This window comes from Sanguibacter sp. TS_SC_8 (assembly GCF_055361235.1).
Window position 1 is genome coordinate 645,735 of record NZ_CM143955.1, and the last position, 12,313, is coordinate 658,047.

Annotated in this window: 12 protein-coding genes; 8 read left to right on the forward strand and 4 right to left on the reverse strand. The window is 72.0% G+C overall.

Translation table 11 applies throughout. From position 1 onward, the window contains the following. Positions 1 to 205 precede the first annotated feature (205 nt). The 6 genes from ACWA15_RS02805 to ACWA15_RS02830 all read left to right on the forward strand — a co-directional run bounded on the left by ACWA15_RS02805 (position 206) and on the right by ACWA15_RS02830 (position 7,381). Complete coding sequence (locus tag ACWA15_RS02805) at positions 206 to 1,000, forward strand: 3-ketoacyl-ACP reductase (protein ID WP_464057943.1); 795 nt, start codon at positions 206 to 208, stop codon at positions 998 to 1,000. Between the two features lie 48 nt (positions 1,001 to 1,048). Then, positions 1,049 to 3,235: an FAD-binding protein gene (locus ACWA15_RS02810; RefSeq protein WP_464057944.1), complete on the forward strand. Its 2,187-nt coding sequence runs from the start codon at positions 1,049 to 1,051 to the stop codon at positions 3,233 to 3,235. A gap of 144 nt (positions 3,236 to 3,379) precedes the next feature. Then, a complete protein-coding gene (locus tag ACWA15_RS02815; protein WP_464057945.1) occupies positions 3,380 to 4,435 on the forward strand; it encodes an iron-siderophore ABC transporter substrate-binding protein in 1,056 nt (351 codons plus the stop codon). Then, positions 4,435 to 5,475 carry a FecCD family ABC transporter permease gene (locus ACWA15_RS02820; RefSeq protein ID WP_464057946.1) on the forward strand — a complete coding sequence of 347 codons (1,041 nt, stop codon included), beginning with the start codon at positions 4,435 to 4,437 and terminating at the stop codon, positions 5,473 to 5,475. The genes ACWA15_RS02815 and ACWA15_RS02820 overlap by 1 nt, the downstream gene beginning before the upstream one ends. Continuing rightward, entirely contained in the window at positions 5,472 to 6,545 is a 1,074-nt protein-coding gene (locus ACWA15_RS02825; protein ID WP_464057947.1) for a FecCD family ABC transporter permease, read from the forward strand. The genes ACWA15_RS02820 and ACWA15_RS02825 overlap by 4 nt, the downstream gene beginning before the upstream one ends. After that, a complete protein-coding gene (locus ACWA15_RS02830) occupies positions 6,524 to 7,381 on the forward strand; it encodes an ABC transporter ATP-binding protein (RefSeq protein WP_464057948.1) in 858 nt (285 codons plus the stop codon). Before ACWA15_RS02825 ends, ACWA15_RS02830 begins: the two co-directional genes overlap by 22 nt. A 3-nt stretch (positions 7,382 to 7,384) precedes the next feature. Here ACWA15_RS02830 and ACWA15_RS02835 read toward each other — a convergent pair whose 3' ends face one another. Continuing rightward, positions 7,385 to 7,840, reverse strand: a complete 456-nt coding sequence (locus ACWA15_RS02835; protein ID WP_464057949.1) for a GNAT family N-acetyltransferase — start codon at positions 7,838 to 7,840, stop codon at positions 7,385 to 7,387. Positions 7,841 to 7,955: 115 nt separating this feature from the next. On the opposite strand from ACWA15_RS02835, the gene ACWA15_RS02840 reads away from it, so the two are divergent. Beyond that, positions 7,956 to 8,318, forward strand: coding sequence for a hypothetical protein (locus ACWA15_RS02840; protein ID WP_464057950.1), 363 nt, complete (start codon positions 7,956 to 7,958; stop codon positions 8,316 to 8,318). Between the two features lie 21 nt (positions 8,319 to 8,339). Here ACWA15_RS02840 and ACWA15_RS02845 read toward each other — a convergent pair whose 3' ends face one another. The 3 genes from ACWA15_RS02845 to ACWA15_RS02855 form a co-directional block, all read right to left on the reverse strand. Beyond that, positions 8,340 to 9,503, reverse strand: a complete 1,164-nt coding sequence (locus ACWA15_RS02845; RefSeq protein ID WP_464057951.1) for a Gfo/Idh/MocA family protein — start codon at positions 9,501 to 9,503, stop codon at positions 8,340 to 8,342. A gap of 405 nt (positions 9,504 to 9,908) precedes the next feature. Then, positions 9,909 to 10,199, reverse strand: coding sequence for a YtxH domain-containing protein (locus ACWA15_RS02850; protein WP_464057952.1), 291 nt, complete (start codon positions 10,197 to 10,199; stop codon positions 9,909 to 9,911). Positions 10,200 to 10,329: 130 nt separating this feature from the next. Next, complete coding sequence (locus ACWA15_RS02855) at positions 10,330 to 11,355, reverse strand: hypothetical protein (protein ID WP_464057953.1); 1,026 nt, start codon at positions 11,353 to 11,355, stop codon at positions 10,330 to 10,332. Positions 11,356 to 11,442: 87 nt separating this feature from the next. Between ACWA15_RS02855 and ACWA15_RS02860 the strand changes: the two genes are divergently transcribed. Next, positions 11,443 to 12,285 carry an aldo/keto reductase gene (locus ACWA15_RS02860; protein ID WP_464057954.1) on the forward strand — a complete coding sequence of 281 codons (843 nt, stop codon included), beginning with the start codon at positions 11,443 to 11,445 and terminating at the stop codon, positions 12,283 to 12,285. Positions 12,286 to 12,313 lie beyond the last annotated feature (28 nt).

Genomic DNA, 12,313 nt, shown 5'->3' on the forward strand with positions numbered 1-12,313 from the left:
TGGGGTACCGGATCGAGGCGCCGGCCAGCGCTGGAAGCGCTTTCCGTCGAGCATAGGACCGCCGCGACAGGTGCGTCAACAAGTCGCGACACACCTCGGCCAGGCGCGGAAAGCGCTTGCCGAATGCTCGGGACTCTGGGACGATGGCGGGCAGCACACGGCGCGGTCGCGTCGTCGGACCAGAACACCACGAAGGATGGCAACGATGCCCAAGGTCGCACTCGTCACCGGCGGAAACCGCGGAATCGGGCTGGGGATCACCCGCCGGCTGCTCGCCGACGGCTACGCCGTCGCGATCCTGGCCACCCGCCCCGAGCCCGTCGAGCTCCTCGACGAGCTCCGCACCTGCGGGCCGGACGGCGGACCTGCCGAGGTCATCTACGTCCAGGGCTCGGTCGCCGAGCTCGCCGACCACGAGCGCTACGTCGCCGCGGCGCTGGAGGCCTGGGGTTGCATCGACCTGCTCGTCAACAACGCCGGCGTCGCGCCGACGGTCCGCGCGGACCTGCTCGAGGCCGACGCGGAGAGCTTCGACCGGGTCCTGGGCATCAACCTGCGTGGCCCGTACTTCCTCACCCAGCGGGTCGCCAACGCGATGATCGAGCTGCGCGGCGAGCACGACGGCGTCACCGGCGACGAGCCCGTCGGCACGATCATCAACGTCTCCTCGATCTCGGCGACGACCGTCTCGACCAACCGCGGCGAGTACTGCGTCTCCAAGGCCGGGGTGTCGATGGGGACCCAGCTCTTCGCCGTCCGACTGGCCCCCGAGGGCATCGTCGTCTACGAGGTGCGCCCCGGGGTCGTCGCGACCGACATGACCGCCGGCGTCACCGAGAAGTACGACAAGCTGCTCGCCGACGGCCTCGCCCCCAACCCGCGCTGGGGCCGCCCCTCCGACGTCGCCGGCGCCGTCGCGATCCTCGCCTCGGGCCAGACGCCGTACTCGACCGGTGAGATCTTCCACGTCGACGGCGGCCTGCACATCCCGCGTCTCTAGCCCGGCCTCGCCGTCCCGCCCCACCAGCGTCAGCCCCAGGAGAATCCCATGTCCGACCAGACCCCCTCGCCGCAGCCCGCAGCCGCACGGCCCGAACCCTCGCAGCCCGCCGGTGACCACTCGGTCAACGCCAGCTACGACGTGGAGACCGTGCGGATCGCCGGCTTCGACGTGCCCGTGGTGTCGGCGAACACGGTCATCGTGGGAACCGGCTCGGCCGGCTTCTGCGCCGCGGACCGGCTGTGGGAGTTCGGCCAGGAAGACATCGTCATGGTGGCCGACAAGGTCAACGCCGGGTCCTCGCGCAACGCCGGCTCGGACAAGCAGACCTACTACAAGATGACGCTGTCCGGCGGGGACGGCGACTCCGTCCGGGAGATGGCGCAGACCCTCTTCTCCGGCGGGGCGATGGACGGGGACAACGCATTGTGCGAGGCGGCGCTGTCCGCCCGCGGGTTCCTGCGCCTGTGCGAGCTCGGGGTGCCCTTCCCGCAGAACCGCTTCGGGGAGTTCATCGGCTACAAGACCGACCACGACCCGCGCCGCAGGGCCACCTCGGTGGGCCCGTACACCTCGCGCTCGATGGTCGAGCAGCTCGAGAAGAAGGTGCACCGCAACGGGACCCGGATCTACGACCAGTGCCGCGTCGTCGACGTCCTCACCCGTGAGGTCCCCGGCGCTGCCGGCGCGCCCGGCGAGCCCCGGCGGGAGGTGGTGGGTCTGCTCTGCCTGCGCACCGACGTCGTGCACGACGGCGCGCAGAGCCCCTACGTCCTCTTCCGCGCCACCAACCTCGTGTACGCGACCGGCGGGCCGGCCGGGATGTACGCGACGTCGGTCTTCCCCAACGGGCAGTGGGGCGCCTCCGGGGCCGCCTACCGCGCGGGGGTGCATGGCAAGAACCTCACCGAGTGGCAGTTCGGGCTCGCCTCGACCAAACCGCGGTGGAACGTGTCGGGGACGTACATGCAGGTCATGCCGCGGTTCGTGTCGACGGACGCGGACGGAGGCGACGAGCGGGAGTTTCTCACCGAGACGATCCCCGACTACGGGCGCCAGCTGTCGATGATCTTCCTCAAGGGTTACCAGTGGCCCTTCGACATCCGCAAGGCCCTCGACGGCTCCTCGCTCATCGACCTGCTCGTCTACCAGGAGACCGTGCTGCGCGGGCGCAAGGTGTACCTCGACTTCACCCGCAACCCGATGCAGGCCGAGCTGGATCCGACGCAGATCTCGCCCGAGGCGCACGCCTACCTCGAGAAGGGCGGCGCGCTGTTCGGCACGCCCATCGAGCGGCTCAAGCACATGAACCTGCCCTCCTACGAGCTCTACCTCGGCAAGAACCCCTACGTCGACCTCGCCACCGACTGGCTCGAGGTGGACGTGTGCGCCCAGCACAACAACGGCGGGCTCGTCGTGGACACCTGGTGGGAGTCCAACGTCGCGGGGTTCTTCCCGGTCGGTGAGGCCGGCGGCGCGCACGGGGTCTACCGTCCCGGCGGCGCGGCGCTCAACTCCGGCCAGGTCGGGGCGACCCGCGCCTCCCAGCTCATCGCGGCCCGCCGCACCCAGGCCCCGCTCGACCTGGCGCCCTTCGCCGACGTCGCCGGTCCGGTCGTGGAGTCCGCGGTCGCCCTCCTCGCCGGCGCCGCGGCGCGCGTGGCCGCCGGCGCGCCCGACAACACCGGGGAGCTGCTGCGCGCGGCCAGCTCGCTCATGAGCGAGAAGGCCGGCCCGGTGCGCTCGACCGAGTCGATCACCCAGGCGCTCGCCCAGGTGACGCAGTGGCTGGCGACCTACGACGACCTCGTCGTGGCCGATCCCACGAGCCGCCGCGCGGTCAACCGCACCTTCCTCGTCCGCGACATCATCACCACGCAGTACGTGTACCTGTCGGCGATGGCCGACTACGTCGCGCACGGCGGCCGCAGCCGCGGGTCGGTGCTCTACACCGACGCCTCGGGCGACCTGCCGCAGGTGGGGTTCGGGGACACGCCGTCGGCCGAGCTCGCCCTGCCGGAGATCTTCCGCTTCGCCCTCGACGCCGGGGCGCTGGACGACGTCGTGCAGGAGGCCGCGTGGGGTGGCGCGGCGGGGGACGGCGATGGGGACAGTGCAGCCGACGCCGCGGGGGAGTGCACCTTCAGCTGGCGCCCGGTGCGCCCGATCCCCGAGGACGACGACTTCTTCGAGAACGTCTGGCGCGCCTACCGGGAGAACCAGAACATCTTCTGACCCCCGGCACCGGCGTGGACTGTCGTCCAGGTCACACGTCACGATCCGGTCACACCTGCCGCTGCCGGTCCATCTGAGGTTAGGCTTGCCAAAGTACCTCAGCGGGGCCTGTGCCTCGGACGACCCACACCGGAAGGCTCTCTCGTGGCCGCCTCATCCCTGCCCTTCACCCGCGCGCGACGCTCCCTCGTCGCGGCGACCACCGCCGCGCTCGTGCTCACGCTCGCCGCCTGCGCCGACGACGCCGACACCGACGCCGCGCCGAGCGGGTCCGACGCGGCGGCGAGCAGCGACGCCTTCCCGGTCACCATCACCGGAGCCCTCGGGGAGACCGTCATCGACGAGGCGCCCGAGCGCGTCGTCACCCTCGGCTGGGGATCCGGCGACATCGCCCTCTCCCTCGGCGTCGTCCCGGTCGGGACCGAGTCCGACGACTGGGCCGGCGACGACGACGGCTACCAGCCGTGGTTCCGCGAGGCCGTCGAGGCCGAGGGCGCCGAGCTGCCCACGACCATCACCATGTACCCCGAGCTCGACGTCGAGGCGATCATCGCCCTCGAGCCCGACCTCATCCTCGCCCCGCAGTCCGGCATCGACCAGGCGACCTTCGACCAGCTCTCGGAGTTCACCGACGTCGTCGCCTACCCCGAGGGCCCCTGGATCACCCCGCTCGACGAGCAGATCACCATCGCCGCCACCGCGCTCGGCAAGAGCGACCAGGCCCAGGCCCTCATCGACGACGTCGCCACGACCCTCGCCGACGCGAGCGCCGAGCACCCCGAGTTCGCGGGCAAGACCGTCGCCTACGTCGCCGCCCAGACGCTCGGCAGCCTCGACGTCTACGTCCCCGGCGACCCGCGGGTCGACACCCTCCTCGGGCTCGGCTTCGTGCTGGCCCCCTCGGTCGCCGACCTCGAAGCCCCGGCCGGCCAGTTCGTCGCGCCGTTCGGCCTCGAGAACTCCGACACCCTGAGCGACGTCGACGTCCTGTTTACGTGGTTCAACGACACCGACGAGCAGGCCGCCACCGAGGCACAGCCGCTGTTCGCGGCCATCCCCGCCTACGCCGCGGGCGCCTACGTGCCCATGGTCGACCGCCAGCTCGGCATGGCCGTGACCGTCGGCACGCCGCTCAGCGTGCCGTGGGCCATCGACCGCTACGTGCCGATGATCGCTGAGGCAGTCGCTAAGGTCGGTTGATGTCCACAGCCGTCGAAGCACCTGCGCAGGGCCGGACGTCCACGTCCGGCCCTGCGCGGCGTTGGGGTCTGGGCGCCGGCCTGGTCCTGGCGCTCGCCGCGACCGCGCTGGTCACCGGCCTCAGCCTCGCTGTCGGCACCAACCAGCTACCGCTGAGCACCGTCTGGTCCGGCCTCGTCGCCCCGGACGAGACCTTCGCCTCGACCGTCATCGCCTCCCGCGTGCCCAGGACCCTGCTCGGCCTGCTCGTGGGCGCCGGTCTCGCCGTCGCCGGCGCCCTCATGCAGGGGATCACCCGCAACCCGCTGGCCGACCCGGGGCTGCTCGGGGTCAACGCGGGGGCCTCCGCCGCCGTCGTCGTGGGGACCATGCTGCTCGGTTCCCTCGGCCAGCGCGCGATCCTCGTGGCCATCCCCGGTGCCTTCCTGGCCGCGGTCGTCGTCTACGCGATCGGATCCGGTCGCAGCGGCCCGACGCCGGTCCGCCTCGTGCTGTCCGGGGCGGCCATCAGCGCGGTCCTCATGGCCGGCATCCAGGCGATCACCCTGACCAACCCCGACGTCTTCGACAGCTACCGGTTCTGGGTCGTCGGCTCTCTCGCCGGTCGTCCGAGCGAGGTCGTCGACATGATCTGGCCCGTCGTCGTCGTCGCCCTGGCGGTCGCCCTGCTGCTCGGACGTCCGCTCAACACCCTCGCCCTCGGCGACGAGACGGCCCGGGCGCTGGGCGGCAACGCCGGCCGGACCCGGCTGCTCGGCGCGCTGGTCGCCACCGTCCTGGCCGGCGCGTGCACCGCAGCCGTAGGACCGATCGCCTTCGTCGGGCTCGCCGTCCCGCACATCGTGCGCACCGTCACCGGCTCGGACTACCGCTGGCTCATCGCCTACTGCGTCGCCCTGGGCCCGGTGCTCCTGCTGGGAGCCGACGTCGTCGGGCGCATCGTGGCCCGCCCCGGCGAGCTCATGGTCGGGGTGGTCACGGCCTTCGTCGGCGCCCCGTTCCTCTACGTCGCCGTCCGCCGGTCCGGGAGCGGGATGTGACCGCACCGACCCGCACCCCCGCACACACCCCTGCCCGCACCCCCGTCCCCACGCACCTGCACGTGCTCGGCCTCGTCCTGCCGTGGAACCGGCGGGCGACGCTCGCCGTCGCCGTCGCCGCCCTGGCCACGCTCGCCTCGGTCGTGGCGTCCCTCATGCTCGGCACCCTCGGCATCGCGCTGCCCGACCTGCTCACCGTCCTGGCCGGCGACGGGTCCAAGACCCAGCACTGGGTCGTCTTCAGCAACCGCCTGCCCCGGGCCCTCGTGGCCGTCGGCGCGGGCGCGGCCCTGGGGATCTCCGGGGCGATCTTCCAGTCCGTCACCCGCAACCCGCTGGGCAGCCCGGACATCATCGGCCTCAACGGCGGCGCGGCAGCCGGAGCCGCGGCGGTCACCCTCGTCTGGCCCGGTCTGCTGCCCGCCCCCGTCGGTGCCCTGCTCGGTGGGGCGATCGCGGTGACCCTCGTGCTGCTCGGCGCAGGGCGCGGCCTCCACGCACCGCACCGGATGGTCGTGATCGGCATCGGCGTGGGAGCCATGGCCCTCGCCTTCGTGCAGTTCGCGGTCACCCGCACCCGGCGCGAGCAGGCCCAGGAGATGGCGGCCTGGCTCAACGGGTCCCTCGCCTCGCGGGGCTGGGACCACGTGGGGACGATCCTCGTCGCGCTGGTGGTCTTCGGGACGGCCGCGCTGCTGCTCACCCGGGGGCTGCAGCTCGTGGAGATGGGCGACGAGTCGGCGCTCGCCCTGGGTGTGCGGACCCAACGGGTCCGCCTGACCGCGGTGGCCGTCGGCGTCGTGCTGGCCGCGGCCGCGGTCGTGGTGTGCGGGCCGATCGCCTTCGTCGCGCTCGTCGCACCCCAGCTGGCCCGCCGGATGACCCGCTCGGCCGGGCCGGGGATGGTCGCCGCCGGCGTCTTCGGCGCGCTCATCATGACCGTCGCCGACCTCGTGGCGCAGTATCAGCCCTGGTCGTCCACCCTCCCCGTCGGTGTGCTCACCGCCGGGATCGGCGGGGTGTACCTCGCCGCGCTGCTCACCCACGAATGGAGACGGGGAACCCTGTGACCGCACGCCCCACCGACCTCGCGTCGACCGCCGCGCAGACGCCGGCGCCGCCGGTCCGCGCCCGCGGGCTGCGGCTGGCCTACGACCAGCGCGTCGTCGTCGACGGCCTCGACGTGGACATCCCGGCGGGATCTTTCACCGTCATCGTCGGACCGAACGGCTGCGGCAAGTCGACCCTGCTGCGCGCCCTGGGACGGACCTTGACGCCCAAGGCCGGCACGGTCGAGCTCTACGGCCGGGCGATCACCGCCATGAACAACAAGGAGGTCGCCCGCCGGCTCGCCCTCCTGCCGCAGTCGCCCATCGCCCCCGAGGCGATCACCGTGCGCGACCTCGTGGGCCGGGGACGCTACCCCTACCAGACCCTGCTGCGGCAGTGGTCAGCCAGCGACGGCGTGGCCGTGCGGGAGGCGATGGCGGCGACCGGGACGACCGACCTGGCAGAACGCCGGGTCGCGGAGCTCTCCGGCGGGCAGCGCCAGCGGGTGTGGATCGCGATGGTGCTCGCCCAGGACACCGACCTGCTGCTGCTCGACGAGCCGACGACCTTCCTCGACATCGCCCACCAGGTCGACGTGCTCGAGCTGTGCGCCCGCATGCACGAGGCCGGGCGGACCCTGGTCGCGGTGCTCCACGACCTCAACTTCGCGGCCCGCTACGCGACCCACATGATCGCCATGCGCGACGGCGTGATCGTGGAGAGCGGGACCCCGCACGAGGTGATGACGGCCGAGAGCGTCGAAGCGATCTTCGGGCTGCGCTGCCGCATCATCGAAGACCCGGAGACGGGCACCCCGCTCGTCGTCCCGCTCGCCGGGCGCGTCGCCCGCACCTGAGGGTCAGGCGTGGGCTGCGGCGTCGGGGGTGCGTCGCATGGGCACGTGCAGGATGTCGTCCTCGAGGAAGTCCGCGCCGTCGCGCACGAAGCCGAAGCGCTCGTACCAGCCCTCCAGGTGGGCCTGGGCGTCGAGCACGATGCCCACCGGACCGCACAGCTCGACAGCCGCGACCATCATGGCCGACGACGTCCCGCCCCGCCGGGCGTCCTGCGCCGCGCAGACCCGGCCGATGCGCCGCCCGCCTGCTGAGTCGAGGATGCGCGAGGTCGCAAGAACCCGCCCGTCGTCGTCGGCCGCCCACACCAGCAGCGTGCCGGGTGCGTCGTCTTTGCCGTCGAGGTCGGGGTAGGGGCAGTCCTGCTCGACGACGAAGACGTCGACCCGGAGCTTGAGGATCGCGTAGAGGGTGATCGGGGGGACGTCGGCCAGCGGCGCGTGGTGGATCGTGGAGGGCACGACCCAACTCTAGAACCCGGCCACAGGGTGCTCGGTCGATTCCCTCAGGCCCGTCACAGCCACGACGTGTTCCCTGGAGTCATCGCCCCGCCGGGGTCGAAGAGGAGGAACGATCATGAACCCTGCACTCGCCGCACCCGCAGCCCAGACCACCACCGGATGCCTGCCTGGTGGCGCCGAAGCCGGTGGTGCCTGGCTCACCGCGAGCATCCGCCCGGTGGGCATGATCTGCCGCTGCGACGCCGACCGGCTGGCGGCCATGCTCGACGCGCTCGCCGGCGCGTCCTCGGTCGTCGTCCTCGACCTGCAGGCGGCACGCATCGAGAGCGCCCGGGTGGCCGACGTCGTGGGGCGGGCTGCCGCTGTGCTCGACGCCCGCGACGGCTGCCTGCTGTGCGTGGGGGCCGACGGGCCCACCCGGGAGTGCCTGGAGCGGGCCGGCGCGCGGGTCGCCTTCGTCGACCCGCCCCAGGGGTAGCTCAGCTCAGCTCAGCTCAGGTCAGAGTGAGATCGCCGGGATGTCGATCGTGCGGCGCTCGGCCGAGGACTGCAGACCGAGCTCGGCGAGCTGGACGCCGCGGGCGGCGGAGAGCAGACCGAAGCGGTGCTCGCGGCCGGCGACGACGTCCCGGAGGAACTCTTCCCACTGGGCCTTGAAGCCGTTGTCGAGGTCGGCGTTGGCGGGGACCTCGAGCCACTGGTCACGGAACGGCTCGGTGACGGGCAGGTCCGGGTTCCACACGGGCTTGGGGGTGTGGGCGCGCTGCTGCGCGACGCAGTTGCGCAGGCCTGCGACCGCGGAGCCGTGGGTGCCGTCGATCTGGAACTCCACGAGCTCGTCGCGGAAGACGCGCACCGCCCAGGAGGAGTTGATCTGGGCGACGACCTGGTCGCCGCCGGGGGTCTCGAGCTCGAAGATGCCGTAGGCCGCGTCGTCGGCGGTCGCCTTGTACTCCTCGCCCTTCTCGTCCCAGCGGACCGGGATGTGGGTGACGGTGTTGGCGTTGACGGACTTCACCGTGCCGATGATGCCCTCGAGGACGTAGTTCCAGTGGCAGAACATGTCGGTGGTCATGCCGCCGCCGTCTTCCTTGCGGTAGTTCCAGGACGGGCGCTGGGCCTCCTGCACCTCACCCTCGAAGACCCAGTAGCCGAACTCCCCGCGCAGGGACAGGATCCGGCCGAAGAAGCCCTCGTCGACGAGGCGGCGCAGCTTGACCAGGCCCGGCAGGTAGAGCTTGTCGTGCACGACGCCGGCGGTCACGCCGGTGTCCTGGGCGATCTGGGCGAGCTCGATGGCCTCGGCGAGGGTCTCGGCGGTCGGCTTCTCGGTGAAGATGTGCTTGCCGGCGGCCATGGCCTTCTTCAGGGTGGCGGCGCGCAGGCTCGTCATGGACGCGTCGAAGACGATGTCGATGGTCGGGTCGTTGATCGCACCGTCGAGGTCGGTCGTCCAGTGCTCGACGCCGTGCAGCGCGGCGAGCTCGGCGACCTTGGCCTCGTTGCGGCCGATGAGGATCGGCTCGACCTGCACCTTGGTGCCGTCCTCGAGGGTGAACCCGCCCGCGTCGCGGATCGGCAGGATGGAGCGGACGAGGTGCTGGCGGTAGCCCATGCGGCCGGTGATGCCGTTCATGGCGATGCGCAGGGTGCGAGTGGTCATCGAAGGTCTCCGTGGGTCGTTTCCGGTGCGGCGAGTGCGGGCGCACTCCGGCGACACAACACCTGTGGAATGCGCTTTCCACAATAGGGAACGAGGGTGCCCGAGTCAAGGGCTCGCGCGCACGGCGGAGGATCAGGGACGGGGCTCGCTGGGGGCTGGGGGCTCGTTCGCCGCTTCGCAGTCGCCGGAGCGTCACTCCTGGCGCCGGTGGGCGCCTCGCTCGCACGGAACGTGGCACCCACCGCCCCCCGTAGGGGTGCCCGACTCTCGTCGAGCGAAACGCGTCATCGAAGGACTGCCCAGGTGCCGTTGCAGACGCCCGGGCATGTCTCCTTTATACCAGTGGTTGGTCAAGCGCGCGCGGTGAAGAGCGGGGCTCGGTCAAGTCGACGTATAGAGCACGTCTCAGATCTGGTGGTCACCGGTGCCGGGGGCGGGAGGCGGCGTGTCCCCTGCGCCCTCGTGCGACGTCGCTGACTTCACGGCCTCGGTGACCTTGTCCTTGAGCGCTCCGGCCTGCTCCTTGGCGACCTCGGCGGCCTTGCCCTGGACGGTGGAGACGGTCGACTGGACGGACTCGCTGTTCCACAGGTCCTGTGCGTGCGACTTGATCGACTCGAACTGGCGCCGTCCGGCGCGGGTGCCCAGGACGTAGCCGATGCCGGCTCCGACGATGAAAGCTGCCTTGGACTTCATGAACGCTCCTTGAGTCGTGGTCGGGAGATCACCGGGGCGCCCCCTGAGCGAGCGGTGCTGCCTGCAGGAACGGGTGCCCCGACGTCGTCGAGCGTACGTCGGCCTGCGCGAACCCGCAGCCCGCAGAGCGCTAGCTCGACCGCGGTGCCCCCGTGCGCGCGCGCCGCACCGGCTCCGGTTCCATCTCGCCGACGATCCAGCGGGCCGCCGGCGGTCTCCTGGGGACCGAGCTGCGCGGATGCCAGACGCTCGGCACCTTCTGCGACAGCAGGAGGAAGCCGGGCACCATGAGTCGACGGTGTGCGGTCTGGCCCCGGTACTGCGCCCGCCTCTCGCCCGGGACGAGCTCCCGGAGGATCCCACGTCGACGCAGCGTCGCCTGCGCGTCGGCGAGTGACGCGTCGATCCGGTCACGGTCGGCGTCGGGCAGCGCCGCGTACCCCCGGGCGATGCGCTCCCCGGACACGTCGGCGTGGCGGTGGATGTCGTCGCGCAGGGCCCGTATCCGCACGACCTCGCTCGCGTCGATCTGGCGCGTGTGCTGGGGATTCCGTCGGCGCTGGACCCACCGCAGCAGGCAGTAGCCGAGGCTCACGGCGACGGCGGCGCCGGTCAGGACCACCCAGACCCGATCGACGCCGATGTCCAGGCGCAGGCGCGCCTCCATGACCGCGACCGTCGGGACACCCAGGACGACGGGGAGCCACGCGACGTCCGTGACCGGCGGTGTCCGCCGGCGCAGCGGCGCTCCCCGGAGGAGCTGGGCGCCGACGCCGATGACGACCAGCACCGAGGACAGGGCGACGCCGTATGGCCACCAGGAATCGGGGAAGTCGGCAGCCCCTCCGCGTCCGGCGGGGACCATGATGCCGAACCCGACGGTGACCCCCAGGAAGAACACCCAGAACAGCGTGAGATGGCGCCGAGGGCGGGGTGGTCGCCCGGTCTCCGGGTCGGGGTGCCTCTCCACGTCCCGCACAGCCGCCCGGGCGACGACCGCCTCGAACCGGGCCAGCTCGTCCTCGACGAGCCGCTCGTACCCCGGGTCCATCGCCACGAGGAGGGCGTCGAGCTCGTGACGATGGGTCGTGTAGCGGCGGTGGCTCACCGTGGATGCCCACGCAGCGGCTGGAGTCTGCGCTCCTCGGAGTGTCATGTGCCGACCGTACAAGGACCGGGCTCGGCCGTCAGCGCATCGGCGCCGGTCACCACCCCGCGTGCCGCGATGTCCTAGCGTGGGGGCATGACCGGACCAGCTCCCACGCACGCCCTGAACGACGGCACGTCTCTCCCCATGATCGGCTTCGGCACGGCGCAGCTCCACGGCACGCGCGGTGTCGAGGCGATGGTCAGCGCCCTCGACGCGGGGTACCGCCTCCTGGACACCGCGTTCAACTACGAGAACGAGGGCGCGGTCGGCGAGGCGGTGCGTCGGTCGTCGGTGCCGCGCGAGGACATCGTCGTCTCGACCAAGCTCCCCGGTCGCCACCACGCGCACGACGAGGCGATCGACGCCGTCTACGAGTCGCTCTTCCGCACGGGGCTGGACCACCTCGATCGTGTCCTCATCCACTGGCCCAACCCCAGCAAGGACCTCTACGTCGAGGCGTGGGGTGCCCTCGTCGAGCTGCAGCAGCAGGGGGTGGTCCGGTCGATCGGTGTGAGCAACTTCCTGCCTGAGCACCTCGACCGGCTCGTGCGCGAGACCGGCGTGACCCCCGTGGTCAACCAGATCGAGCTGCACCCCTACTTCCCGCAGGTCGAGCAGCGCGCGGCCGACGTGCGGCTCGCCGTGCGGACCGAGTCCTGGAGCCCGCTGGGTCGCGCGAGCACGGTGCTCGACGAGCCCGTGATCCGTGAGATCGCGCATGCCCACAGCAGGACCGTCCCGCAGGTCATCCTGCGCTGGCACGTCCAGCTGGGCAGCGTCCCGCTGCCCAAGGCCACGAGCCCGCAGCGCCAGCGCGAGAACCTCGCGATCTTCGACTTCGCGCTCGGCGACGACGAGATGGCGCGCATCACCGCACTCGGGCGGCCTGGCGGACGCAACAACGACCAGGACCCGGCCGTCTACGAGGAGTCCTGAGCGCGCATCGCCCACCGCGCGCCGCGAC

Bases quoted from the DNA above. Each gene is read 5' to 3' on its own strand.
- ACWA15_RS02850 (WP_464057952.1), bottom strand. From the start codon at position 10,199: ATGAAGTCCAAGGCAGCTTTCATCGTCGGAGCCGGCATCGGCTACGTC.
- ACWA15_RS02840 (WP_464057950.1), top strand. From the start codon at position 7,956: ATGAACCCTGCACTCGCCGCACCCGCAGCCCAGACCACCACCGGATGC.
- ACWA15_RS02860 (WP_464057954.1), top strand. From the start codon at position 11,443: ATGACCGGACCAGCTCCCACGCACGCCCTGAACGACGGCACGTCTCTC.
- ACWA15_RS02810 (WP_464057944.1), top strand. From the start codon at position 1,049: ATGTCCGACCAGACCCCCTCGCCGCAGCCCGCAGCCGCACGGCCCGAA.
- ACWA15_RS02855 (WP_464057953.1), bottom strand. From the start codon at position 11,355: ATGACACTCCGAGGAGCGCAGACTCCAGCCGCTGCGTGGGCATCCACG.
- ACWA15_RS02845 (WP_464057951.1), bottom strand. From the start codon at position 9,503: ATGACCACTCGCACCCTGCGCATCGCCATGAACGGCATCACCGGCCGC.
- ACWA15_RS02830 (WP_464057948.1), top strand. From the start codon at position 6,524: ATGGAGACGGGGAACCCTGTGACCGCACGCCCCACCGACCTCGCGTCG.
- ACWA15_RS02805 (WP_464057943.1), top strand. From the start codon at position 206: ATGCCCAAGGTCGCACTCGTCACCGGCGGAAACCGCGGAATCGGGCTG.
- ACWA15_RS02820 (WP_464057946.1), top strand. From the start codon at position 4,435: ATGTCCACAGCCGTCGAAGCACCTGCGCAGGGCCGGACGTCCACGTCC.